This window comes from Arthrobacter celericrescens, from assembly GCF_003614925.1.
Taxonomy (GTDB): Bacteria; Actinomycetota; Actinomycetes; order Actinomycetales; family Micrococcaceae; genus Arthrobacter; species Arthrobacter celericrescens.
The window spans coordinates 22,086-46,324 of record NZ_QYLP01000090.1; the positions used below are offsets into that span (position 1 = coordinate 22,086).

Annotated in this window: 25 protein-coding genes; 13 read left to right on the plus strand and 12 right to left on the minus strand. The window is 67.3% G+C overall.

Going from position 1 to position 24,239, the window contains the following annotated elements:
- The first annotated feature begins 8 nt into the window (after window positions 1-8).
- From aceB to D3654_RS15515, 3 genes are read left to right on the plus strand one after another with little or no spacing between them, the layout of a single operon-like run.
- Window positions 9-1,604 (plus strand): malate synthase A, encoded by a 1,596-nt coding sequence (aceB, locus tag D3654_RS15505; protein WP_120522368.1) that lies wholly within the window; start codon window positions 9-11, stop codon window positions 1,602-1,604.
- A 2-nt stretch (window positions 1,605-1,606) separates the two neighbouring features.
- On the plus strand, window positions 1,607-2,872 hold the full coding sequence (locus D3654_RS15510; RefSeq protein WP_120522369.1) for a DUF6986 family protein: 1,266 nt from the start codon (window positions 1,607-1,609) through the stop codon (window positions 2,870-2,872).
- A gap of 12 nt (window positions 2,873-2,884) precedes the next feature.
- Window positions 2,885-3,715 (plus strand): bifunctional allantoicase/(S)-ureidoglycine aminohydrolase, encoded by an 831-nt coding sequence (locus tag D3654_RS15515; RefSeq protein ID WP_120522370.1) that lies wholly within the window; start codon window positions 2,885-2,887, stop codon window positions 3,713-3,715.
- A gap of 101 nt (window positions 3,716-3,816) precedes the next feature.
- Here D3654_RS15515 and D3654_RS20840 read toward each other — a convergent pair whose 3' ends face one another.
- Window positions 3,817-4,377, minus strand: coding sequence for a hypothetical protein (locus D3654_RS20840; protein WP_245413269.1), 561 nt, complete (start codon window positions 4,375-4,377; stop codon window positions 3,817-3,819).
- 259 nt (window positions 4,378-4,636) lie between these two features.
- Here D3654_RS20840 and D3654_RS15525 point away from each other — a divergent pair, with 259 nt between their 5' ends.
- Both D3654_RS15525 and D3654_RS15530 read left to right on the plus strand, forming a co-directional pair.
- Entirely contained in the window at window positions 4,637-5,101 is a 465-nt protein-coding gene (locus tag D3654_RS15525; RefSeq protein WP_120522371.1) for a cupin domain-containing protein, read from the plus strand.
- A 154-nt stretch (window positions 5,102-5,255) separates the two neighbouring features.
- Entirely contained in the window at window positions 5,256-6,731 is a 1,476-nt protein-coding gene (locus D3654_RS15530; protein ID WP_120522372.1) for an ATP-binding protein, read from the plus strand.
- A gap of 4 nt (window positions 6,732-6,735) precedes the next feature.
- Here D3654_RS15530 and D3654_RS15535 read toward each other — a convergent pair whose 3' ends face one another.
- Both D3654_RS15535 and D3654_RS15540 read right to left on the minus strand, forming a co-directional pair.
- On the minus strand, window positions 6,736-6,951 hold the full coding sequence (locus D3654_RS15535; protein ID WP_120522373.1) for a hypothetical protein: 216 nt from the start codon (window positions 6,949-6,951) through the stop codon (window positions 6,736-6,738).
- Between the two features lie 81 nt (window positions 6,952-7,032).
- The gene (locus D3654_RS15540; RefSeq protein WP_120522374.1) at window positions 7,033-7,617 is read right to left on the minus strand and encodes an adenylate kinase; all 585 of its coding nucleotides are present in this window, start codon (window positions 7,615-7,617) and stop codon (window positions 7,033-7,035) included.
- 306 nt (window positions 7,618-7,923) lie between these two features.
- On the opposite strand from D3654_RS15540, the gene D3654_RS15545 reads away from it, so the two are divergent.
- Window positions 7,924-8,403, plus strand: a complete 480-nt coding sequence (locus D3654_RS15545) for a hypothetical protein (RefSeq protein ID WP_120522375.1) — start codon at window positions 7,924-7,926, stop codon at window positions 8,401-8,403.
- Window positions 8,404-8,461: 58 nt separating this feature from the next.
- Here the strand turns inward: D3654_RS15545 and D3654_RS15550 are convergent, their stop codons facing one another.
- The 3 genes from D3654_RS15550 to D3654_RS15560 all read right to left on the minus strand — a co-directional run bounded on the left by D3654_RS15550 (window position 8,462) and on the right by D3654_RS15560 (window position 11,444).
- On the minus strand, window positions 8,462-9,145 hold the full coding sequence (locus D3654_RS15550; RefSeq protein WP_120522376.1) for a response regulator: 684 nt from the start codon (window positions 9,143-9,145) through the stop codon (window positions 8,462-8,464).
- Window positions 9,142-11,034: a sensor histidine kinase gene (locus D3654_RS15555; protein ID WP_245413270.1), complete on the minus strand. Its 1,893-nt coding sequence runs from the start codon at window positions 11,032-11,034 to the stop codon at window positions 9,142-9,144. Before D3654_RS15555 ends, D3654_RS15550 begins: the two co-directional genes overlap by 4 nt.
- A gap of 101 nt (window positions 11,035-11,135) precedes the next feature.
- A complete protein-coding gene (locus tag D3654_RS15560) occupies window positions 11,136-11,444 on the minus strand; it encodes a hypothetical protein (protein ID WP_205571826.1) in 309 nt (102 codons plus the stop codon).
- A gap of 333 nt (window positions 11,445-11,777) precedes the next feature.
- Here D3654_RS15560 and D3654_RS15565 point away from each other — a divergent pair, with 333 nt between their 5' ends.
- Window positions 11,778-13,106, plus strand: a complete 1,329-nt coding sequence (locus tag D3654_RS15565; RefSeq protein WP_120522378.1) for an MFS transporter — start codon at window positions 11,778-11,780, stop codon at window positions 13,104-13,106.
- 33 nt (window positions 13,107-13,139) lie between these two features.
- On the opposite strand, the gene D3654_RS15570 is transcribed toward D3654_RS15565, so the two are convergent.
- The 3 genes from D3654_RS15570 to D3654_RS15580 all read right to left on the minus strand — a co-directional run bounded on the left by D3654_RS15570 (window position 13,140) and on the right by D3654_RS15580 (window position 14,734).
- Window positions 13,140-13,754 (minus strand): DnaJ family domain-containing protein, encoded by a 615-nt coding sequence (locus tag D3654_RS15570; protein WP_120522379.1) that lies wholly within the window; start codon window positions 13,752-13,754, stop codon window positions 13,140-13,142.
- Window positions 13,755-13,879: 125 nt separating this feature from the next.
- The gene (locus D3654_RS15575) at window positions 13,880-14,377 is read right to left on the minus strand and encodes an SRPBCC family protein (RefSeq protein ID WP_120522380.1); all 498 of its coding nucleotides are present in this window, start codon (window positions 14,375-14,377) and stop codon (window positions 13,880-13,882) included.
- A gap of 12 nt (window positions 14,378-14,389) precedes the next feature.
- Window positions 14,390-14,734, minus strand: coding sequence for an ArsR/SmtB family transcription factor (locus D3654_RS15580; protein WP_120522381.1), 345 nt, complete (start codon window positions 14,732-14,734; stop codon window positions 14,390-14,392).
- A 64-nt stretch (window positions 14,735-14,798) separates the two neighbouring features.
- Here D3654_RS15580 and D3654_RS15585 point away from each other — a divergent pair, with 64 nt between their 5' ends.
- Window positions 14,799-15,365 carry an MOSC domain-containing protein gene (locus tag D3654_RS15585; protein ID WP_120522382.1) on the plus strand — a complete coding sequence of 189 codons (567 nt, stop codon included), beginning with the start codon at window positions 14,799-14,801 and terminating at the stop codon, window positions 15,363-15,365.
- 14 nt (window positions 15,366-15,379) lie between these two features.
- Here the strand turns inward: D3654_RS15585 and D3654_RS15590 are convergent, their stop codons facing one another.
- Window positions 15,380-15,775: an SRPBCC domain-containing protein gene (locus D3654_RS15590; protein WP_245413271.1), complete on the minus strand. Its 396-nt coding sequence runs from the start codon at window positions 15,773-15,775 to the stop codon at window positions 15,380-15,382.
- 321 nt (window positions 15,776-16,096) lie between these two features.
- On the opposite strand from D3654_RS15590, the gene D3654_RS20540 reads away from it, so the two are divergent.
- Window positions 16,097-16,270, plus strand: coding sequence for a hypothetical protein (locus D3654_RS20540; protein ID WP_205571827.1), 174 nt, complete (start codon window positions 16,097-16,099; stop codon window positions 16,268-16,270).
- A gap of 118 nt (window positions 16,271-16,388) precedes the next feature.
- Here D3654_RS20540 and D3654_RS15595 read toward each other — a convergent pair whose 3' ends face one another.
- Both D3654_RS15595 and D3654_RS15600 read right to left on the minus strand, forming a co-directional pair.
- Window positions 16,389-18,317 (minus strand): ABC transporter ATP-binding protein, encoded by a 1,929-nt coding sequence (locus D3654_RS15595; RefSeq protein ID WP_205571834.1) that lies wholly within the window; start codon window positions 18,315-18,317, stop codon window positions 16,389-16,391.
- Between the two features lie 107 nt (window positions 18,318-18,424).
- A complete protein-coding gene (locus D3654_RS15600) occupies window positions 18,425-20,158 on the minus strand; it encodes an ABC transporter ATP-binding protein (RefSeq protein WP_120522384.1) in 1,734 nt (577 codons plus the stop codon).
- A gap of 157 nt (window positions 20,159-20,315) precedes the next feature.
- Here D3654_RS15600 and D3654_RS15605 point away from each other — a divergent pair, with 157 nt between their 5' ends.
- The 4 genes from D3654_RS15605 (at window position 20,316) to D3654_RS15620 (ending at window position 24,204) form a co-directional block, all read left to right on the plus strand.
- Window positions 20,316-21,152, plus strand: coding sequence for an alpha/beta fold hydrolase (locus D3654_RS15605; RefSeq protein WP_120522385.1), 837 nt, complete (start codon window positions 20,316-20,318; stop codon window positions 21,150-21,152).
- A 204-nt stretch (window positions 21,153-21,356) separates the two neighbouring features.
- Window positions 21,357-22,823, plus strand: a complete 1,467-nt coding sequence (locus D3654_RS15610; protein ID WP_205571828.1) for an MFS transporter — start codon at window positions 21,357-21,359, stop codon at window positions 22,821-22,823.
- Window positions 22,813-23,526 (plus strand): aspartate/glutamate racemase family protein, encoded by a 714-nt coding sequence (locus tag D3654_RS15615; protein WP_120522386.1) that lies wholly within the window; start codon window positions 22,813-22,815, stop codon window positions 23,524-23,526. Before D3654_RS15610 ends, D3654_RS15615 begins: the two co-directional genes overlap by 11 nt.
- A gap of 198 nt (window positions 23,527-23,724) precedes the next feature.
- Window positions 23,725-24,204 (plus strand): hypothetical protein, encoded by a 480-nt coding sequence (locus tag D3654_RS15620; protein ID WP_120522387.1) that lies wholly within the window; start codon window positions 23,725-23,727, stop codon window positions 24,202-24,204.
- Window positions 24,205-24,239 lie beyond the last annotated feature (35 nt).

The window sequence follows — 24,239 nt, forward strand, 5'->3', positions numbered from 1 at the left end:
CCGCTCCCATGGCTCTTACCGTCACCGATCCCCGGCCGGTCGAACGCGCCGAAGAAATCCTGACCCCCAAGGCCCTGGCCTTCGTCGAGGAACTGCACAAGCGCTTCGCAGGCACCCGCAACGAGCTCCTGGCAGCCCGCGCCACCAAGCGCGAGGAAGTGGCCCGCACCGGCAAGCTCGATTTCCTTCCCGAGACGAAGGACATCCGCGACGGCGACTGGAAGGTCGCCGAAGCCCCCGCCGCGCTGCAGGACCGCCGCGTCGAAATGACCGGCCCGGCCTCCCCCGCCAAGATGGCCATCAACGCCCTCAACTCGGGCGCCAAGGTGTGGCTCGCGGACCTCGAGGACGCCAGCACCCCCACCTGGGCCAACGTCATCGACGCCATCCTGAACCTGCGCGACGCCGCCACCGGCACCCTGGCCTACACCTCCCCCGAGGGCAAGGAATACCGCCTGCGCACCGACGCTCCGCTGGCCGTCGTCGTCACCCGCCCCCGCGGCTGGCACATGGACGAACGCCACCTGCTCCTCGACGGCGAACCCACCGTGGGCGCACTGGTGGACTTCGGCCTGCACTTCTTCCACACGGCCAAGCAGCTGCTCCTCAACGGCCACGGCCCGTTCTACTACCTGCCCAAGATGGAGAGCCACCTCGAGGCCCGCCTCTGGAACGACATTTTCGTCTTCGCGCAGGACTACATCGGCATCCCGCAGGGCAGCATCCGCGGCACCATGCTGATCGAAACCATCCCGGCGGCGTTCCAGATGGAGGAGTTCCTCTACGAACTGCGCAGCCACGCCTCCGGCCTGAACGCCGGCCGCTGGGACTACCTGTTCAGCATCGTGAAGTACTTCCGCGACGCCGGGGAGTCTTTCATCCTGCCGGACCGCGCCTCCGTGGTCATGACCGCTCCGTTCATGCGCGCCTACACCGAACTGCTGGTCAAGACCTGCCACAAGCGCGGCGCCTTCGCCATGGGCGGCATGGCCGCCGTCATCCCGAACCGCCGCGAACCCGAAGTCACCGCCCAGGCCTTCGAGAAGGTCCGCGCGGACAAGACCCGCGAGGCGAACGACGGCTTCGACGGCTCCTGGGTTGCGCACCCGGACCTGGTTTCCACCTGCCAGGAAGTGTTCGACTCCGTGCTCGGCAGCAAGCCGAACCAGCTCGACAAGCAGCGCCCGGAAGTCTCCGTCACCGCCGAGCAGCTCCTGGACGTCCCGTCCGCCGGCGGCGAGGTCACCGAGGCGGGCATGCGCCTGAACCTCTATGTCGCCGTCGCCTACACCGCGGTGTGGCTCTCCGGCAGCGGCGCCGTCGCGATCCACAACCTCATGGAGGACGCCGCCACCGCGGAAATCTCCCGCTCGCAGGTCTGGCAGCAGATCCGCAACAAGTCCGTGCTGGCGGACACCGGGAACACCGTCACCCGCGAGCTCGTCACCCGGATCCTAGGCGAGGAAACCGAACGCCTGCGCGGCGAAGTGGATGCCGAGTCCTTCACCAAGTTCTACGAGCCGGCCAGCCGCCTGATCGCGGACATCTGTCTCTCCGAGGACTACACCGATTTCCTCACCACCCCCGCCTACGAGCTGGTGTAGGGATGGCAGAACACTCCCTTAGCGCGGCAGACCTCGCCGCCATCGATTCCCGGCTCGCCGCCACGGACCAGCTGCTGGAACGCAACTACCCCGGCGACAGCGGCAGCCGCCAGCCCGTGCACACCGTGTACGTGCCGGCGGACCGCTTCACGCCGTCGCTCGCTTCCGAATGGGGCGCCCAGGCGCTCGCGACGGCGGAAGAGCACGGCGGCCTCGAGAAGCTCGGCGCGCTGCTGGGCCAGGAGCCCGGGCTGGCGGCCGCCGTCGCCGGCCGGGTCGCGGCCAAGCTGCGCAGCGAGCCCATCGAGGACCTGCGCCTGGACTTCGAGGACGGCTACGGCGACCGCGGCGACGAGGCTGAAGACGTGGCCGCAGTCGCGGCCGCGCAGGCCGTCAGCGAAGCCGTGGCCGGTGGTTCGGCCCCGCCGTTCATCGGCATCCGCTTCAAGTGCTTCGAGGCGCCCACCCGGGCCCGCGGCCTGAAGACCCTGGACCTCTTCGTCTCCACCCTGGCCTCCGCGGGCGAACTGCCCGAGGGCCTGGTGCTGACCCTGCCCAAGGTCACCACGGTGGCCCAGGTGGAGGCCATGGACTTCGCGGTCTCCCGCTTGGAGGAGATCCACTCGTTGCCGGCCGGCCGGCTCCGCTTCGAAGTCCAGGTGGAAACCCCGCAGCTGATCCTCGGCCCGGCAGGCACCGCGCCGGTGGCGCAGCTGCCCCACGCGGTTCCCGGACGCATCAGCGGCCTGCACTACGGCACGTACGACTACTCGGCGTCGCTGCAGATCTCGGCAGAGTACCAGTCCATGGAGCACCCTGTGGCTGACTTCGCCAAGGAAGTCATGCAGCTGGCCGTGGCCGGCACCGGCATCCGCCTCTCGGACGGCTCCACCAACATCATCCCCGTGGGCGACAACGTGGAGAACGCCTGGAAGCTGCACGGCCGCCTGGTCCGCCGCTCCCTTGAGCGCGGTTACTACCAGGGCTGGGACCTGCACGCCAACCAGCTGCCCAGCCGTTTCGCCGCCACCTACGCCTTCTACCGCGAAGGCCTGCCGGCCGCCGCGGCACGGCTGCGGAACTACGTGGAACGGACCGAGGGCGGCGTCATGGACGAGCCGGCCACGGCACGTGCGCTGGCGGCGTTCATCCTGCGGGGCGTCCAGTGCGGCGCGGTGGGCACCGAAGAGGTCCTGGCGCTTGCCGGCGTCGAACTTCCCCGGCTGACCCATCTGGCGCATCCGCGACTCGCCACCACTTCGAAGTAAAGGAACTCCTGCATGAGCGACTACTACTACCCCACCGGCGGCCTGCCCCCGCAGACCCACCTCACCACCGAGCGCGCGATCGTCACCGAGGCGTACACGGTCATCCCCAAGGGCGTCCTGACGGACATCGTGACGAGCCTCCTCCCGGGCTTCCGCAAGACCCGTTCCTGGATCATCGCCCGCCCGATCTCCGGCTTCGCCACCACGTTCTCGCAGCTCATCGTCGAGGTTGCTCCGGGCGGCGGCGCGCCGAAGGCCGAGTTCGAGTCCGGCGTCGAAGGCGTCATCTTCGTGGTCAAGGGCACGCTGAACCTGGACCTCAAGGGCGAGAAGCACATCATGGAGGAGGGCGGCTACGCCTACCTCGCCGCCGGCGACGAGTGGGGCATCGAGAACACCTCCGACGACATCGCCACGTTCCACTGGATCCGGAAGGCCTACGACCGCCTTGAAGGTTACGAGGCCAAGTCCTTCGTCACCAACGAGAAGGACGTGGAGGGCACCGCGATGCCGGACACCGACGGCGTGTGGAGCACCCAGCGCTTCGTGCCGTCCGACGACCTGGCGCACGACATGCAGGTCAACATCGTCACCTTCCAGCCCGGCGGCGTCATCCCCTTCCCGGAGACCCACGTGATGGAACACGGCCTGTACGTCCTGGAAGGCAAGGCCATGTACCTGCTCAACAAGGACTGGGTGGAGGTGGAAGCCGGAGACTACATGTGGCTGCGCGCCTTCTGCCCGCAGGCCTGCTACGCGTCCGGCCCCGGCCGGTTCCGGTACCTGCTGTACAAGGACCAGAACCGCCAGATCAAGCTCACCGGCGCACCGCTGCCGGGCTAGGCGTCCAGGTTCCGGGCCCCCGCCCAACTAGCTCGCAGTTAATGTCGTTTTGGAGCGTCAAAACGACAACAACTGCGAGTCAGTTGGGCGGGGCTTTCCGTTTAACGCCGCTTGCCGAGGCGGTGTCCCGCCCAGAATGCCAGCACCAGCAGCCCTACGACAACGGTCACCAGGCCTGCCTGCGTCATCGGGCCGAGGAAGGCGATGCCGGGTGGGCTGAACGTTTCGTTCGCGAGCGGTGCGTACGCGAACCAGCCGAACGAGACCGGCTGGCTCTTGCCGGCCAGGGCGGTCACCACGCCTGCGATGACTACGGCCAGCCCCAGCAAAAGCATGACGACGTTCGTCCGTGCCCTGGCGCCCCTGCGGAGCCCCGCCCACATCGCCAGAACCAGCAGCCCGACGAGGGCAATGACATAACCGGCTTGTGTCAGCGGGCCAAGGATGGCGGCACCCGCCAAGTTGAAGAAATCGGGTGCCGGAGCGACAAAGCCGAAATCAAGCGGCTGGTTCGCTCCAATCACGGCGGTCACCATCCCCGCGATAACCGCCGCGAGACCTAGCAAAAGTACGACGACGGCCGTCACCTTTCTCATGCTGCCCGCATTGTTATCCGGCAGGCCCGGTTCGTCCGGCTTACTGTTATCCCCCAAAGATTCCATGCCCGCCAGAGTAGCAGCGCCCCGCCGTCGGGCAGCCTTAACGCGCGACTCAGGTGAATTTGTCAAGTCGTTGATTTAGCTGCCTGCCGGGGCCATAATCCCTCCTGCCCGGGCCGGACCATTTTGATCACTCCGCGGGGCTGTGGGGCGTCCGGGAGATCGTGTCCCGTGGGGCTGGTGGTCCTGGCTGGGGGTGGCTGACCACGCAATGTGTACCCCGGGGCCAAGGGTCCCGCGTGCAGTTGGAAGGGAATCCACCATGAAATGGACAAGAGCCGCCACCTCCGCCGCTGTTTTCGTTGCGGTCGCGACATTGGCCACAAGCAGCATCGCCGTGGCCACGCCCGGTTCCGGGACCACGGCCGGTCCGGCGGTCATCGGAACGATCCAAGGCAGCCAGAAAACCGAACAGGATGACATCGAGTTCAAGACGAAGGGCGGCGTTGCCGTGCTCGATTTTGAACTCACATATGCGGTGGGCGCGTTCTCCGGCTGGCATAAGCACCCCGGCATTGTCATAGCCACGGTGAAATCCGGATCGGTCACGAGGAAGCTGGGGTGCACCACCCAGACCTTCGTCGCCGGCGACACGTTTACCGAGGTCGGGCCGCACTTTGTGAGCAACCCGAGCACCACCACGCCAGCGGTCTTGTCGATCACCCAGATCGTGCCAGTGGACCAGCTCAATGCCCGGAGGATCGACCTTCCGGCACCCACCTGCTGACCGGCCAGCGCGAAATCGCGGGTGAAGCACGGGGTCGCCGGAGCGTTCCAGCGACCCCGCAGCCCTACCGCGACCCCTGCGCGGCGCCCCGGCGCGGCGCCCCGGGCCTCCAGCCCCAGGCAGCAGGCCTTGCCCGCCCTGCTAGGGTCTGTCCATGGATGAAAACTTGGGGAAATTCATCAAAGACTTCGCTGCCTTGGTCCAGCTGGCACAGTCCGGACGGGAAGTGTTTCCAAACGGCAAGCAACTGTTCAAGGCGCTGACAGACCATCTGGGGACACCTGCAACGGAGTTATCCGTGGTGGTGGAGGAGATCCAGGCCCACCGCCTGGTGGACGTGGACATCCTGATGGAGGCCGTGGCCGGCAGGGATCCCGGGCACCGCCTACTCGGGATCGGCGGCGGAGCCGAGCGCAACCACATGTCCCTGAGCGACATCCTCCAGCACTCCCGCATGTACCCGTCGTTTCCGCTGGCCCGCCCGGACTACACCAACCTCGCCATCGGGCCCGACGAGCAGCGCCAGGTGGTCGCCATGGGCCTGTGGCTGTTCAGCTACGGCGGTGCCCCGCTGGCGGTCCTGCAACGCGAGGCCAACCACCAGTACGGCCGGCACATGGCAACGCTTGAAGTCCTCTCCGAAGAGGCGGCGACGGCGGCTGCCTTCCTCGCCGAGATCCGCAGCAATCTGGAGCACACCAGCGTGTTCAAGGGCCAGGTCATCGCCCTGACCATGGGCGACTACGGCCCCACCATGGGCGGGGTCACCTTCATCCGCCGCCCGGAACTGGGCACACGGGACGTAGTTCTCCCCGGCGGGCTGCTGGGCCGGGTGGAGGACCACGCCCTGGGCATCGCCCGCCAGGCCTCCGTCCTCCAGGCACACGGCCAGCACCTCAAGCGCGGGCTGCTGCTCTACGGCCCGCCGGGCACCGGCAAGACGCACACCGTCAGGTACCTGCTGGGCCAAAGCGAAGGAACGACGGCGGTGCTCCTCTCGGGCGGGACCCTCGCCCGGGTTTCCGAAGCGGCGCGGATCGCGCGGGCACTCGCGCCGTCCATCGTGGTGCTCGAGGACTGCGACCTGATCGCCGAGGACCGCAGCTACGGCCACGGTCCGCAGCCCCTGCTCTTCGAGGTGCTGGACGCCATGGACGGACTGGACAGCGATGCCGACGTCGCCTTCGTCCTCACCACCAACCGGGTGGACATGCTCGAACGCGCCCTGGCGCAGCGGCCCGGCCGGGTGGACCTCGCCGTCGAAATCCCGCTGCCCTCGGAGCACGAACGCGAACGGCTCCTGGAACTGTATTCCTCGGGCCTGGGCTTCTCGGCCGCAGCGCTCAAGGCTGCGTCGGCCCGCACGGCCGGGACCACTGCGTCGTTCGCCAAGGAGCTGGTGCGCCGCACGGTGGTGGCCGCGGCACTGGCCGGGGAGGCGCCGTCGGACACTCATCTGGAAGGCACTGTGGAGCAACTGATGGCCGACAGCGAGGCGCTCACCCGCAGCCTCTTAGGCAGCAACGGCCAGCATCCCGACGGCGGCGGCCCCGGTTCCGGGGCACCCGGCCATGGGGTGGACTTCGGTTTCGTCGCCGGGCCGTTTCCCCCGGGTTTCCCGCCCGGGTAGCGGCTCAGTCGGAGGGCGCCCAGCTCAATTTGATGGTGGCACCTTCGGCGTCCTCTTCGATGCAGAGCTGCAGCTCCTCGCCGAAGAGGAATTCATGCTCCAGGGTGCGGCCGTCAATGCGCGCCGCTTCCACCAGGCGGGTCATGGCACTGGCCACGGCCCTGCCCCAGTCGTGGGGATGTTTACTTGAGGCCTTTTCGAGCGCCGAGTAGCTCGTCATGCCATCAATTGTTCTCCGAAGCGGCCGGTTCTGCCAGAGCACGTTGCCCGGGACGCGGAGTGTCAGGTGCCGACACTCCGTTCACCGCGGGGTTTCCAGGAAAGATCCGAGGGCGGCAATCGCCCGTTCCGTGATCACCGCCCTGTCCCCGCCGCCGTCGACGTCCACGACGATCCCCCGTTCCGCATAGGCGGTCACCACCGGCAGGGTTTCCTCCTGGTACAGCTCCAGCCGGCGGCGGATCACCTCCTCGGTATCGTCGCTGCGGCCCTGTTCGGACGCCCGTTGGAGGAGCCGCCGGACCAGCTCCCCCTCGTCGAGGTCCAGCCGCACGACGGCGTCCAGCTGCTTCCCGTCGTCCGCCAGCAGGGCGTCGAGCGCCGCGAGCTGAGCCAGGTTGCGCGGGTAGCCATCCAGCAGGAAGCCGTTCCCGACGTCGTCGCCGTCCAGGCGACGCGCGACCATCGCGTCGGTGAGCCGGTCCGGCACGAGCTCGCCCCTGTCCATGAACCGGCTGGCCTCGACGCCGAGTTCGGTCTGCTCCCGTACGTGGGTGCGGAAGAGCTCGCCTGTGGAAATGGCCGGGATGCCGAAGTGCGCGGCGAGATATTCGGCCTGGGTGCCCTTTCCGGAGCCGGGCGCGCCGATGATGATCATGCGGGTCATGCCTGAGCCTAGCAACGGGCGCGTCCGTTGGCACCAGGTCCGCGGAACGTGGAGGCCGCGCGACCGGTTGTGAGAGCCCGCACCTGCTTTTATCCAAATGCCGGATTAAATACGTGCTAGCACGGAAGCGCACGCCCCTGCCCCGGGAGCACTATTGATTTCGGGCCAGGAACCCCTGGCCCGAAGCGGGGGACCCGCACCGTAGAGGGACCTCCACTGATTGCCGGCAGGCCGGAGCGCACAGCCCGGGCCGCGGATGTCCGTTCACATCCGCACCGCCGGTCCACATCACACCCCAGGAGAGAAATGCGCACCAACACCCTGTCCCGGCCAAAGCGCGCCCGGATCATCTCAGCACTTGCCGTCAGCCTTGGCCTCGCCGGCGCCAGCCTGGCCCTCAGCGCACCCGCCCAGGCCCACACCGCCTATTCCTGCACGGTCGAACCGTTGAAGCCGATCTTCTCGCACTTCAACAGCAGCGGCGTGAAGGTCCTCGACTACCGGATCACGGCAAGCTGCTCCGGAAGCCGCTCCCTCTACATCCAGCAGGAGCGCTGGGAATCGGACGGCTGGCCCAACCCGGATGACTACCTGGGCACCTCGTACTTCAGCAAGTACCTGAGCGCAGGAACCAGCACCACCATCCACAACTACCGCACCTTGGTGGACGGTGAAATCGGCTACGAAGAGGTCTACCAGAAGATCCGCTTCAAGGTGGGCAGCGGCGGCGTCTGGTCCGGCTGGACCGGCTGGCACACGAGCTCCCAGCTGTCGATCTCGAACTAGCCCCCATCGGCTGCAGAGGGCCGGCCCGGTACGCATGCGTACCGGGCCGGTTCCGCGCTTAATGGATGGCCCTGTGCCCTCCCCCGGACCGCAGATAGCTCAGGACGGCGAGGACCCGCCGGTGGTCTTCGGGTTCGGGCCGCAGGTTGAACTTCACGAAGATGCTGCGGATATGCGCCTCCACGGTACGTTCACCAAGGAACAGGCAGCGGCTGATCGCCTGGTTGGTGCGCCCCTCAGCCATGAGTTCGAGCACTTCCCGTTCCCGGGTGCTCAGCTCCTCCCCGCTTTGGCGGCCTTCCTGCGGCCGCGAAACCAAGCGGGACACGAGGTCCGGGTCGACGGCGGTGCCGCCGGCAGCCACCCGCCGCAGGGCGTCGAGGAAATCCTCGACGTCGGACACACGTTCCTTCAGCAGGTAACCGAGGCCTTTCGCGCCATCCGCCCCGGCGAACAGCGACATCGCATTCTCCGTCTCCACGTACTGGGACAGCAGCAGCACCCCGGTCGCCGGATGCCGGCGCCGGATCTCCCGGGCAGCCTCGATCCCTTCGGTCGCGTAGCCCGGCGGCATGCGGATGTCCACGACGGCGGCATCCGGACGCTCGCGGTCGACGCAGCTGAGAAGTTCCCCGGCGTCGCCGGCTTCGCAAACCACCGTCATGCCTTCGGCTTCCAGCAGCGCGGCCAGCCCCCTGCGCAGCAGTGCGGAATCATCCGCGATGGCAACCCTCAACGTCATGGCGTGGCTCCTTTCTCTTCGCCCGGCTGCGCAGGAAATTCGCCCGGCTGCGCAGGAAGTGATGCCGGGTCCGGGCTGAACGGCAAGACTGCCGTGACGGCGGTGCCCCGCCCCGGGGGACTGACGACGTCGAAAGTGCCGCCCAGCGCGGCCGCGCGGTCTGCGAGCCCCATCAGTCCGCCGTCGGGCCCGGGCGCAGCGCCTCCCCGGCCGTTGTCCATGACCACCACGGTCAGCCCGTCCGCGGTTCCCGTCGCCCGGACATGGATCATGGTGGCGCCTGCGTGCTTGGCAGTGTTGGTCACGGCCTCGGCACAGATGAAGTAGGCGGCGAGTTCAACCGCAGGGGGCACGGGTGCGGCGAGCTCCACCTGCACGTCCATGGGCACGGCGGTGCGCTCGGCGAGCGCGGTGAGGGATCCGGCGAGGCCGCGTTCGCGCAGCGACGGCGGGTACACGCCACGGGCCAGCTCCCGGAGTTCGCGCAATGCCGTGTTGAGTTCCCCGGCGGCGTGCCCGATCAGCTCCCGGACGTCGGCATCGGCGGCGAGGCGGCGGGCCCGGGCGAGTTCCATGGCGACGGCCACCAGGCGCTGCTGGGCGCCGTCGTGCAGGTCCCGTTCGAGCTGCCGGCGGCGGGCGTCCCCGGCGGTGACGATGCGTTCCCGGGAACGGCGCACTTCGATCAGCTGTTCCCGCAACTGCTGCTCCATGTTCCGGTTTTCCAGGGTGAGGGAGGTGGCGCTGCGCACGGCTTCGAGCAGGCGGGGCTGGTCGCGGAGCGCCTGGTCGAACACCAGGGCACCCACCGGCAGGCCCCTGCGTTCCAGCAACATGGCGGCCCGTCCGCTGTGTTCCTCCGGGAGTTCGCGGGCCCTGCCGTGTCCGTCGATGAAGCCAGGCTGCCCCGGAGACCATTGCCACAGCTCCAGGCTCGGGTCCCGGACCGTCTTCCGCAGCGCGTCGGTGAGCCGCTCGCTGAGCGGGGCGGAGCCGATCTCCACCATGAGCTCGCTGAGGGACCCGCGGGCGAAACGGTAGCGCCACAACCCCAGCAATACCGCCAAGGGGATCACCGCCGTCGCGGGGTATTGCCAGAGCAGCGCCTCCGAAACCTGCGGGCCGGAGAACTGGACGACGGCGGCGGCCACCCAGATGGTCGCGCCGGTCTTGAGGACCAGGGCGAAGCCGAGCGGCAGGAAGGCGCTCCGGTAGGCCGGGGTGCCGGCGTGCCAGCGCATGGCCAGGAGCACGACGATTGCCAGCCCCACGCCGATCTGCACCACACGGGCCACGTTTCCAATGGCCGTGGTGAGCGCGAGGTCGTCCCAAAGCAGGAGCAGGTTCTGCGAGGTGGAATCCCCCGCGGCGACGTGCTGGCGCGGATCGAAGAACGCCCAGTTGGCCACGGCAATGGCCAGCCACAGGGAGAAGAAGAAGCCCACGGCCACCTTCTGGACCCGGGTCTTGAGCGTCCCGGTGGGGAAGCTCAGCGCCAGCTGCAGCAACGGCGGCTGGTACATCAAGGTCAGCGTCACCCCGACGGTGAAGGCCAGGGGATCGCTGGAGCGGCGTAGTCCCGCTGCCAGCCACAGCCAGCCCGCCAGGATCAAAAGGAAACCCGGCCTGGCGTTCGGCCGGCTCCGCCATGCGGCCACACCGGAGAGGACAAGGCCCAATCCGACGGCGAGGAACATCGCAAGTTCAAGGACTCCGAAGGGGGCCCTGTCCGCGATCCCGCCCAGGTGCACAACGCCCTGCGCGTTGAGCAGCCCGAGGGTCCGGGCAGGATCCTGCAGCGCGGCCGGCGACCAGTCGACGGCCAGCAGCACGACGACGGCCAGGCCGGCGGTCACCGCCAGCACCAACGCACTCTGCCGTGGAGTCACCGTGCCACCCCCTCCGCCACGGCTTAAGATTCCCATGCCGGAGGGCGGCGGGCTACAGGGAATTCAGTGGCTGTTCCGGACGGAACCCGGACGCGGCAGCGTCAGTCTTCGCGCTGGAGGCGGGCCAGCGCGATGCGGCGCAGCTCGGCGAGGCTCTTCAGCAGCGGCGTGGTGATTCCGGCGTCGTGGGTTCCGCGGTAGCGGCGGCTGATGTCCATGACGGAAAGGGCCACGGCCACCGGGCTGAGCACCACGGCGGCGTAAATGAAGATCATCCAGGACAGCACCGTCAGGGGCGACTGGCCGCCGCTGAGCCAGCTCAGTCCGCCCAGCAGGCCCACTGTCCAAAACAACAGGACGCCACCCAGCACAACCCCTGCAGGAAAGTACTCGCTCCGCACTACACGCATCAGCTTTTCCACCAGCCGAACCCCATCTTCAACACCCGGATTTCACAACAACCAAGACAAGTATGAGGCCGCCGAATAGCTGATTAAGCCGTTTCCGGGCAGAGGTGATGAAGCTAACTTTCCGGTCTTCGGAAGGGGCCCGGCAAGGGCCCGTGAAGAACCGAAAAGGACCTTCGCGCGGGCTCCGGGAACGCCGGGTGTTGTGAGCCACCTCACCGTGGAGTACTCTTTTCATGAACCGCATATCGTACAAGCGTTCGTAATACGAACAAGTTGCACAGCAAACCAGCAAAAGACCCCAACACCGTCTTTCAGCGCGGAAGGACTTCCGGAATGACCAATCTCGCAAGCGGCCCTGCCATTGCAGCAAACGAGCGCCAGCTTAGGCGGGCGAAGAAGGCAGCCCTCGCGGCGTTCCTCGGCGGCGCCCTCGAGTACTACGACTTCTTCATCTACGCCACCGCGGCATCGCTGGTCTTTTCGAAGATCTTCTTCCCGGCGGGCGATGCAACCGTGGCCCTCATTGCCTCGTTCGCCACGTTCGGGGTGGCCTACGTGGCGCGCCCCTTCGGCGCCATCGTCTTCGGCCACCTCGGGGACAAGATCGGCCGCAAGAACACCCTGGTCCTGACCCTCGTGCTCATGGGATCCGCCACCTTCCTGATCGGTGCGCTCCCGGACTTCAACGCGGTGGGCTACTGGGCTCCGGCGCTGCTGGTGGTCATGCGCCTGATGCAGGGACTGTCCGCCGGCGCGGAAACCGCGGGCGCCTCCGCCCTGTCCACCGAGGAGGCCCCGGAAGGCCGCCGCGGCTTCTTCGCCAGCTTCGCCATGAGCGGCATTTCCGCCGGCATCGTGCTGGCCTCCCTGGCCTTCCTCCCCGTGGCCGCCATGGGTGAAGCCGAGCGCCTCGCCTGGGGTTGGCGCATCCCGTTCTGGCTGTCCCTGGTGGTGCTGGTGGTGGCCTACCTGGTGCGGCGGTCCCTCGATGAGCCCGAAGTGTTCGAGGAAAAGCACGACCACGGCGAGCTGGTGCGCCTGCCCTTCATGAAGATGTTCAAGACCCACCCGGCACAGTTCTTCCAGGTGGCCCTGATGTCCTTCGAAACCGTGACCAACACCTTCATGCAGTCCTTCGGCTTGGCCTATGCCGTCTCGGTCGGCGTCCCGGCGTCCACCATGCTGTGGGTGAGCATCGTCGGCAACGTCATCGCCATCGCCAGCCAGCCGCTGATGGCGCACCTTTCGGACCGCTTCGGCCGGCGTCCGGTGTTCATTGCCGGCGTGCTCGGCTCCGGCGCCATGATCTTCGTGTACTTCTCGGTGATCTCCACGGGAAACATCCCCATGATCTTCCTGGCCAGCACCCTGATCACCGCGGGCACCTATTCGATGTCCAACGCCATCTACCCGGCCTGGTTCTCCGAGCTGTTCAACGTGAAGGTCCGCTACTCCGGCATGGCCATCGGCCTGCAGGTCGGCATCCTCTGCGCAGGCTTCACCCCGCTGCTGGGCACGGCCCTCGTGGGTGCCGAGAAGGCGAACTGGGGTCCGGCGGCCTGGATCGTGGCGGCCTCGTCGCTGCTGGCCGTGGCCGGTGCATACTGGGCCCGGGAAACGAACAAGACCCCGCTGCGCGAACTGGGCAACCCCGTTCCGTAGGCTGGCCGCTCAGTAAGCTAGCCGTTCCACAGGCTAGCCGCCCCGCCCGCGACGCCACCATGGCCTCGCGGGCGGCGGTTCCGGCGGCTCCGGATGCGCCGCAGCCGCTGCTGCCCGGCGGGCGCGCCAACGCTCCAGTTCGACGGCGACCTCCCGGGTCTTGGTGATCACGGGAGGTCCGCCCTGGAGCTGGCGCCGGGCGTTGACCACCCGGGCATTGAAGTCCTCCACGATGGTCCGGACGCGTTCCTCGGTGGGCTGTTCGTCCAGCACGGCATCGAGGCCCGCGTCTTCGCTGCGCAGCAGGATTGCCTCCGGGCCCAGGCCGCTGAGGTGCTCGCGCTGGATGAGGCCCTTGACCCACCAGTCCGGATCATAGCTTTCGCCGAGGCCCGGGATCGGCTTGCCTGCGTACTTGAGGTTGTCGAACTTGCCGTGCGCGATGGCATCGCGCACCAGGTAATCGGCGCGCGAGGCACTGTCGACCTTCCGGCGCTTCTCCTGGAGCGCGTCTTCCGCGGCGGCAGCGGCGGCTTCCTCCGGGGTGAGCTTTCCGGAGTACCGCGCGGCCCGCAGTTCCGCCGCCCGTTCCAGCCGGCGCCTGGCGCCGGAGCCCCGGGCGTCGGGGTCCCTGGCATCGGAGTCCATAACCACAGGGTACTGCCGACCCCAAAGACGATCGCAGCTTAAGGACAGACGACGACGGCGGGAGGCTCCCGCCGTCGTCGTCTGCTGTTTTCGCGCCAGCACCGGTTGCTCAGGCGTGGGCGTGCTCAGGCGTGGGCGTGCGAGGCCAGGACGGAATCGATCTGTCCTGCAGCCTCCTTCATGCCTTCCTCCATGCCCATCTCGAGCATCTGGGTCATCTGCTCCTCGGAATCAAAGGTGGACAGGACGGTCATCCGGGTGCGGCCGGCCAGGTCCTCCAGGGTGACGACGACGTGACCGGCACCCATTTCCTCAACAGGGGAGCCGTTCTCGTCGGCGAAACCGTCGTCGAGCTCAAGGCGGTGGGGCCGTTCGATCCTGGTGAAGCGCCACCAGCCGCGGGGCTTCTCCCCTTCGGGGGTGGTCATGTAGTAGCCGGCCTCGCCCCCGGGCGTGAATTCGTGCTTTTCGAAGGTGGCCGGATAGCCGGGAGGGCCCCACCAGCGCTCCAGCTGGCGCGGATCTTCCCAGACCTGCCAGACACGTTCGACGTCGGCGTCGAACTCGGCGACCAGCGTGAGGCTGAGCGTCTCGGGATTCGTCGTGGTGCTGATGACAGTCATTGCGGAACCCTCCTAGTTGTTTTTCGGTTCTTCGGCGAGGATGTCTGCGATCCGGGCGGCGCGCTGCCGCCAGATCTCCTCGTATTCGTCAAGCAGCCGGCGGACACTCTGTAGTCCTTCGTGGTTCCCCCGCACGATCTGCTCCCTTCCGCGCTTCTCCTTGCTGACCAAGGAGGCGCGTTCCAGCACTGCCACATGCTTCTGGACGGCGGCAAAACTCATGGCGTACAGCGCAGCAAGACCCGACACCGAGTACTCCCCCAGAGTCACCCGGCGCACAATGTCCCGGCGGGTGGGATCTGCGAGCGCCTGGAACAGGCGGTCGATCCCGGTGTCATCAAGCTGATCTACAACCATTTGGTTGTACGTTATGGCAGAACACGGGCAATGTCAACGGGTTCCCGGAGGATAATTTGGTGCCATGAGCTATCGCTACGAGGTGGACGTCCTGCACCTCCTGGTCTCGCCGGAGCACGCCTATTTCGGCCGGGCCAAGGACGGTGCCACCGAGGTGCCCGCCACGGACTCCGGACAGGTGGAGCTGGTGGCCGGCAAGGGCATCGTGGGCGACCGCTTCTTCGGCAAAGCCGCGCACATGGACGCGGCGGTCACGCTCTTCGCCGTCGAAGCCCTCGAATCCATCGCCGCGGAACTCGGCACCGGCCCCTTCGACCCTCTGTTGACCCGGCGCAACGTCTTCCTGCGCGGCGCCGAGCTGGCACCCCTGCTCGGTCAAGACTTCATCCTGGAATCCGGCGGCGAACAGGTGCAACTGCATGCCGGGCGGCCTGCCCACCCCTGCGCCTGGATGGACAAGATGCTCGCACCCGGCGCCCACAAGGCGATGCGCGGGCGCGGCGGCATCCGCTGCCGCGTCGTCTCCGGCGGGATCCTGCATCGCGGCCCGGCAGTGCTGCTCAGCCCCGTGCCGCTGGATCCGCAACGCGCCGGCGAGGCGACGGTCCTTCGGCCCTCGCGGCTGCCATAGCGCGACCTGCCCTACTACTCCCGCTCAGCGATCTCCTTCACGCTCGCCACGAGGTTGTCCCACATGCCCTTGGAGTGTTCGGCCTCCTCGGCGCTGGCGTTGTTGTCCTGTGACAGGGTCAGCTTGGTTCCGCCGGCGCTCTCCTCCAGCGTCCAGGTGAGCGTGTGGTAGTTCTCCGGCACGTCCTCCTGGCCGCCCAGCGGGCTGAAGTGCGTCATGACAAGCCGGCTCCCGGGCTCGGCTTCGAGGATCTCACCGCGGTCCGCGTACTCCTTGCCTTCCCATTCGCCGCGCCAGGTGATGCTGCTGCCCGGCAGCCAATCGGTCCGGACGTCCGCGCCGAACATGAACTCCTTGACCGCGGCGGGGTCCGTGAGGACCGCCCAGAGCCCGCTCAGCCGCCGCCGCAATGGTGATGTCCGACGTCGCCACATAGTTCCCAGTCATGGCCCCGACCCTACTCCGCGGCCCCAGCAGCCGTAACCCTTCAAGTGTGAGTAGGATCACCCGGGCTTGTGACCCAGTCGATTGAGCCACCACGCCGCCGCCGGGCACCATGGAAAAGTTGGCCAGGACCCGTTCCTGGCCCGCCCTTCATCTGCTGGACGCAACGAGGCCAAAGCGGTGAGCTCGCAGAGCCGCCCCGAGGCACCGGGCGTTCATGGATCAGCACCATCCGGCTCCGCACTGGCGCAGGGCCGGCAACCTAATTCATGATTGGAAGCCGAACAATGACGTTTGAAACTGCCGAATCCGTCACCCTCAAGATCTGGGACCGCTCCGCCGTGCACCACACGCTCGACTCCGTCGTGAACGAGCTCTCGGTCCGCCACAACACCTGCACCAGCAAGATCGCCGTCACCGCCAGCGGCCCCAACACCTTCACCGTTTCGGTCGCCGCCTAGGGCCCCGAGGGCCCCGATATAAGCGTCGTCCCGAGGGCCCCGACGCGAGCTTGCGAGCGTTGGGAAGGGACCAACGCGGGGAGGTTGCCTCCCGCCGTCGCTCTCGTTAACGGCCTGGCTAGACCTCTTCCGCCGCCGGCGCCGCGAACTGGGCCAGGTACAGCCGCGTATAGGCGCCGCCCGCCGCGACGAGCTCCGCATGGTTTCCCTGCTCCACGATTTGCCCGGATTCCATGACCAGGATGAGGTCGGCGTCGCGGATGGTGGACAGTCGGTGGGCGATGACGAAGCTGGTGCGCTCCGAGCGCAGGGCCCGCATCGCGTTCTGCACCAGCACCTCGGTGCGGGTGTCCACCGAGCTGGTGGCCTCGTCCAGGATCAGCACGGACGGCCGGGCGAGGAAGGCCCGGGCGATGGTGAGCAGCTGTTTCTCGCCGGCGGAGATGTTACCGCCTTCGTCGTCGAGCACGGTGTCGTAGCCCTCGGGCAGGGAGTGCACAAAACGGTCCACGTAGGCGGCAGCGGCGGCTTCGATGATCTCGTCTTCGGAGGCTGCGGGCCGGCCGTAGGCGATGTTGTCCCGGATGGTGCCGCCGAACAGCCAGGTGTCCTGCAGCACCATGCCCATCCGCCCCCGCACGTCGTCGCGGCGCATCGAGGCGATGTCCACGCCGTCGAGCGTGATGCGGCCGGCGTCGAGCTCGTAGAAGCGCATCATGAGGTTCACCAGGGTGGTCTTGCCGGCGCCGGTGGGTCCCACGATCGCGATGCTCTGGCCCGGCTCGGCCACCAGGCTCAGGTCCTTGATCAGCGGCTTGTCCGGCGAGTAGGAGAAGGACACGTCCTCGAACACGAGCCGGCCGCGCGCCGTCGTCGGGGACGCTGCGGGTACCGGATCCGGGGACTGTTCCTCGGTGTCCAGCAGCTCGAACACGCGCTCGGCAGAGGCGACGCCGGACTGCAGCAGGTTCGCCATGGACCCCAGCTGCGCCAAGGGCTGGGTGAACTGCCGGGAGTACTGGATGAACGCCTGGACGTCGCCGAGCTGCATGGCGCCCGCGGCCACCTGCAAGCCGCCCACCACGGCGATTCCCACGTAGACCAGGTTGCCGATGAAAGTCAGCGCCGGCATGATCAGGCCGCTGATGAACTGGGCGCCGAAGCTGGCCGCGAAGAGCTCGGCGTTCTTGTCCCGGAATTGCTGCTGCACCTCGCGCTGCCGGCCGAAGACCTTCACCAGGGCGTGCCCGGTGTAGCTTTCCTCGATCTGCCCGTTGAGTTCGCCGGTGTTCTTCCATTGCGCCACGAACAGCTTCTGCGAGCGCTTGGCGATCAGCATGGTGGTCACGAGAGTCAGCGGCACCGTGATCATGGTGATCAGCGCCAGCAGCGGCGAGAGCAGCACCATCATGAAGATCACCCCGGCCACAGTCAGCAGCGAGGTGACCGCTTGGCTGATGGACTGCTGCAGGCTTTGCGAAATGTTGTCGACGTCGTTGGTGACCCGGCTGAGCAGCTCGCCGCGTTTCACGGAATCGAAGTGGCGCAGCGGGAGGCGGTTGATCTTCGCCTCGATGTCCTCGCGCAGGCGGTAGACGGTGCGCTGCACCACGCCGTTGAGGATGTAGGCCTGCATCCAGCCGAACGCCGAGGCCAGCACGTACAGCACCAGCACCCACAGCAGCACCGAGGACAGCGCGGTGAAATCGATGCCCTGGCCCGGCGTCAGCTTCATGGGGCCGAGCATGTCCGCCCGGGCGTCCTGCCCCGAAGCCCGCAAGCCCTCGATGAACTGTTCCTTGCTGGTCCCGGCGGGCAGATCCTTCGACACCACGCCGGCAAAGATCAGGTTGGTGCCTTCGCCCAGCAGCCTGGGCCCGAGCACCTGGAGGGCTACGCTCGCCACGGACAGGACCAGCACGAGGACCAGCCACAGCCGCTCGGGCCGCAGGGTGCCCAGGAGCCGTTTGGCGGAGGGCAGGAAATTCAGGGCCTTCTCCGCCGGAATGTTCATCCCGGCGAACGGGCCGCCGCGGCCCGGTCCCATCGGCGGCCGTTGCGGCCGGCCGAGGCCCGCGTTGTCGGCAGTGGATTGCCCTGAGCCCGATTGCCCGACGACGGCGGGCTGCGTGCCGCGGTTTCCGCCTGCGCCGCTCATGCCGCTTCCTCCGCCGAGAGCTGGGAGGAGACGATCTCACGGTACGTTTCGGACGTCTCCATGAGCGAGTGGTGGGTACCGCGCCCCACGATCCTGCCGTCGTCGAGAACCAGGATCTGCTCCGCGTCGATGATGGACGAGACGCGCTGGGCGACGATCACGAGGGTGGCGCCGGTGGTGCTGCGCTTGAGGGCCTGGCGGAGCCGGGCGTCGGTGGCGGTGTCGAGGGAGGAGAAGGAGTCGTCGAAGATGTAGAGTCCGGGCTGTTTCACCAGGGCCCGGGCAATCGCGAGCCGCTGGCGCTGACCGCCGGACAGGTTGGTGCCGCCCTGCGAGACCGGCGCGTCCAGGCCGCCATCCATCTCCTCGACGAAGTCGCGGGCCTGGGCGATGGCGAGCGCGGCCCACAGCTCGTCTTCGTCAGCGTCGGGCTTCCCATAGAGCAGGTTGCTGCGCACGGTGCCGGAGAACAGGTACGGCTTTTGCGGCACCAGGCCGATGTGGCCCCACAGGAGGTCCGGGTGCAGTTCACGGACGTCCACGCCGTCGAGGCGCACGGAGCCGCTGCCGGCGTCGAACAGGCGGGGCATCAGGTTCACCAGGGTAGTCTTGCCCGCGCCGGTGCTGCCGATGATAGCCGTCGTCTGCCCCGCGCGGGCGGTGAAGCTGATGCCCTCCAGCACCGGCTGCTCGGCACCCGGGTAGGCGAATCCGACGTCGACCAGCTCCAGTTCGCCGCGGCCGGCGCTGCTGAGTACCGGGTCCAGCGGCGGCCGCACGCTCGACTCGGTCCGCAGGACCTCCCCGATCCGGTCCGCGGACACGGCGGCGCGCGGAATCATCACGGCCATGAACGTGGCCATCATGACCGACATCAGGATCTGCATCAGGTAGCTCAGGAACGCGATGAGGGTGCCCACCTGCATGGAGCCGTCCTCGATCCGGAAGGCACCGAACCAGATCACCGCCACGCTCGAGACGTTCAGGACAAGGATCACCACGGGGAACATGAGGGCCATGAGCCGGCCGGCGCGCAGCGCCATCTCGGTGACGCCGGTGTTCGCGGCGGCGAAGCGTTCGGTTTCCATGCCTTCGCGGACGAAGGCCCGCACCACGCGGATGCCGGTGAGCTGTTCGCGCAGCACCCGGTTCACGGTGTCGATCCGGGTCTGCATCTTGCGGAAGAGCGGCACCATCCGCGAGACAATCAGCCCCACCGCGACCAGCAGCACGGGGACGGCGACGGCGATGAGCCAGGACAGCTGGGCGTCCTGCCTGATGGCCATGACCACGCCGCCGATGCTGAGGATCGGAGCCGCCACCAGGAGGGTGCACGTCATGAGGACCAGTTGCTGGACCTGCTGGACGTCATTGGTGGTGCGGGTGATGAGCGAGGGCGCCCCGAAGTAGGCAACCTCCTGTTCCGAGAACTCCCCCACCCGGGCGAAGACCGCGTCCCGCAGGTCCCTGCCGAGCGACATGGCCGCCTTGGCCCCGAAATACACCGCGGTGATCGAGCACGCGATCTGGGCCAGGGTGATGAGCAGCATCCAGCTGCCCGTGCCCAGGATGTAGCCGGTGTCCCCGGTGGCCACGCCGTGGTCGATGATGTCGGCGTTGAGGGTGGGCAGGTAGAGCGAGGCGATCGACTGCGCCAGCTGGAACACCACGACGGCGATCAGCAGCCGTTGATGCGGCCGCAGGTACTGAACCAGGAGTTTCCAGAGCATCAAAACCGCCCGTCCGTGAGTGCTTCGAAGGACAGTTTACGACTGGTTGCTGAGGGCAACTAGGGGGTGTCCCGGAGCGATCCGCGCGACCCTCCACGGCGCCTCGCCGGGTTAGGCTGGGGAACGATCGTCACCGTCACTGGAAGGATGCTTTGCCATGGCTTTTGTCACTGTCGGAACCGAGAACAGCACGGACATCGAGCTCTACTACGAAGACCACGGAAGCGGGCAGGCGGTGGTGCTGATCCACGGCTATCCGCTGGACGGTTCCTCGTGGGAGAAGCAGACGGCCGCGCTCCTGGACGCTGGCTACCGCGTGATCACCTACGACCGCCGCGGCTTCGGCAAGTCCAGCAAGCCCACCACCGGCTACGACTACGACACCTTCGCCGCGGACCTGAAGACCCTGCTGGACACCCTGGACCTGAACGACGCCGTGCTGGTCGGTTTCTCGATGGGCACCGGCGAGGTGGCCCGCTACATCGCAACCCATGGTTCGGCGCGCGTGGCGAAGGCCGTCTTCCTCGGTTCCCTGGAACCGTATCTGCTGGACCCGGAGGAGGGCACCGACGGCGTTCCGCAGGAAGTCTTCGACGGGCTCCTGGAGGCGGTGAAAGCGGACCGCTACGCCTTCTTCACCGAGTTCTTCAAGAACTTCTACAACAGCGACACCTTCCTGGGCACCCCGCGGCTCAGCGAGGAATCGGTGCGGGCCAGTTGGAACCTCGCATCCCAGTCCGGAGCCTTCGCCTCCGTGGCGGCACAGCCCACCTGGCCCACGGATTTCCGGGCGGACATTCCCAAGATCGACGTCCCGGCCCTGATCGTCCACGGCACCGCGGACAACATCCTGCCCATCGATGTCACCGGGCGTCCGTTCTCCCGCGCCCTTCCGTCGGCTGAGTATGTGGAGATCGACGGCGCCCCGCACGGCATGCTCTGGACGCACGGTGCCGAGATCAACGAAGCACTCCTGGCTTTCCTGAAGAAGTAGCCCGCTCCGCGGAACTCCGCATATGACCGCCGGCCCACGGTGTGGGCCGGGGGTCATATTTCGTTTGCGCCCAGACCATTGAAATTTTGGGATCCCAAGATGTAACCTGAGTCACACATCATCTCAGTGGAAACTCATTTCCACATCATGGAACGCGCCTGGGAAGTGCGAACCGACCCCTTCCAGCTCAGTGAGGAGCACACCGTGGATAGAAACGCTTCCCCGGAAGCCACCACAAGGCCAGCCGGCGGCCCGGAGGCCGGTCCCCGCAAAGGTTCCCTGGCACAGCAGATCGAGGGCGCCTACCAGCGGATCGGCGTCACCGGCGCCCACCGCCAGATCGTCTTCATGATCCTCCTGGGTGTCTTCTTCGACGCCTTGGAACAGAATGCCGTCGGCATCACCGGCCCCATCCTGCGCGAGTCCTGGGGCCTGGGCGGCGCCGAGATCGGCCTGCTCAACACGATGACCTTCACGGCCACCGCGCTTGGCCGCATTGCCACCGGCCTGATCGTCGACAAGTTCGGCCGGCGCCAGATGCTGGTCATCAACCTGATCATCTTCGCCGGCGGCTCGCTCCTCTGCGCCGTCGCACCCAACTATCCCGTCCTCGCTGCAGGCCGCTTCATCGTCGGCTTCGGCCTGGGCGGCGAAATCGCCGTCGCGGTCATCATGATGGCCGAGTTCTTCGCGGCGAAACAGCGCGGCACCGCCGTCGGCCTCATCAACGTCACGGCAGCGGGCCTGGGCAACATGCTCGCCCCGGCCTTCGGCATCCTGGTATTCACCCTGTTCGATGGCCCGGACAAGTGGCGCTGGGTCTTCGGCCTGCTCTTCATCCCGGCCCTGTTGGTGATGTTCTTCCGCCGCTACGTCCCCGAAACCCCGCGCTTCCTGGCTTCCAAGGGCAGGCTCGACGAAGCCAACCTGGTCATCACCCGCCTTGCGCGCAACAAGCTTTCCGGCCCCATCAACGATCCCGAGCAGTTCATCACGGCCGTCCCGGACCCCGTCGAGGCGAAGTCCACCGGCCACTGGAAGGACGCCCTGCGCGGCAAGCTCCTCAAGCGCACCGTCCTGCTGTGCATCGCCGTCTGCATGTCCTACGCCGCCCAGATCTCCATGCTCACCCTGATGCCCACCATCCTGGTTTCCCTCGGCTACGCCGTGAACACCAGCCTGTGGTTCACGCTGATCATGCAGTCCGGTTCGCTCCTGGGCGCCTGCACCGCGGCGTTCCTCGCCAGCCGCCTGCCCCGCAAGAAGGTCCTCACCGCGGCCGCCATCCTTGGCTGCGCGGCCGGGCTGTCCATGGCGTTCCTGGCCAGCAGCATCGTGCTCGTGGTGATTTTCGGTGCCCTGTTCAACTTCGCCGTCATCATCCTGAACACCACCATCTGGCTGTTCGCCCCGGAGCTCTACCCCACCCGCACCCGCGGCTTCGGCACCTCGATCATCCTCGCGGCGGGCTCGCTCTCGGGCGGCCTCTTCCCGCTGATCTCCGGCGCCGTCTTCGACTCCGCAGGCCTGGGCGGCATGTTCACCACCCTCGCGGTCCTGTTCATCGTGCTCGCGATCGCCGTGCAGTTCCCGCCGGAAACCTTCGGCAAGCCGATGGAAGAGGACAGCGAGGCCTCCGGCGACGAGGAGGCGGCAATCTATGGGCACTGAACCGGCACGGCAGGAGCGGCGCACCGTGCTGCTGGTCAACCCGAACAGCAATTCCCGCACCACGGTGATGATGGCCGAACTCGCCAAACAGTCCCTGAAACCGCAGGGGTTCGACGTCGTCGGGCTCACGGCGGCCGAAGGCCCGACCATGATCATCGACCCGGAGTCGCTGGCCGCCTCGGCGGCGCACGTCCGCACCGCGGTGCTGGACTATCTGGCGGGGCCCGACGGCGGCGCCGTCGCCGCGGTGGTCGTCGCCGCCATCGGCGATCCCGGCCGGGAAGCCCTGGAACAGGAACTCAGCGGAGCAGGCGTTCCTGTATTCGGCATCGGCCAGGGCTCCATCCACCAGGCGTCCAAGGGCGGCCGCCGCTTCGGGATGGCCACCAGCACCCCGCTGCTGGCGGATTCCCTGGCTGAGCTGGTCGCTTCGCACGGGAAGTCGGCAACCTTCAGCGGGGTCCGGCTCACTGATTCCGAACCCCTGGTGCTCGCCGCGGATCCGGAACGGCAGTACCGGGAGTTGGCCGCCGCCGTCGGCGATTCCACCAGACTGGACGGCGCGGAAGCGGTGATCATCGCGGGCGGTCCGCTCAGCGAAACGGCCCGCCGCCTTGCAGAGACGACTTCCGCGGACATCGTCCAGCCGATTCCCAGCGCGTGCGCGCTGCTCCTGGAACGGCTCGGAGTCCCGGCCGCCTAGCCGCGCTGCGAAGTCCGGCGCCCCCGTTGTTGCGGGGGCGCCGGACTTTTGTGCTTGAAGGGACTCGAACCGCCTCAAACGGCCCTCCGCTCCTATTTCCGTGCTGCCACGGACGTAACCCCCGTGGTTCCGGCGAAGCATGGAAAGTGTCGGGCACGAACATCCAGGCCCGGCGCTCATTCCAAAAAAGGAGAAAGCATGCAGACCCTCAAGACCCGTTCACGCGTTTCGCGCATCGGCGCCGCAGCCGCCGTCGTCGTGGGCCTGGCGATAACGCCCCTCGCCCTTGGTGCACCGGCCCAAGCCTCCACCACCAAGGCTTCCTGCACAGTCAACCCCTTGAAGCCCGTCTACGACCACACCAATTCGGCCGGCAAAAAGGTGATCGACTACCGGATCAAGGTCAAGTGCACCAAGGACCGCAACATCAAGATCCAACAGCGGTTCTGGGAGGAGGACACGTTCAGCGACGACAAGATCGGAAAAACGAAGACCATCGAGAAGCGCATGGATTCCTCCGACGGCACGGTGACGTTCCACAGCAAGCGGGTGCTTCCCGACACTGAGTGGGGTGACGAAGAGATGTACCACGACGTGCGGTTCAAGGTGGGCAGCCACGGTGTGTGGACCAGCTACACCAAATGGGAAGACAGCCCGGTCCGCAGCTTCGCCTACTGATCCCTCCGGAATTGTCGACCCCCATACAGGGCCGG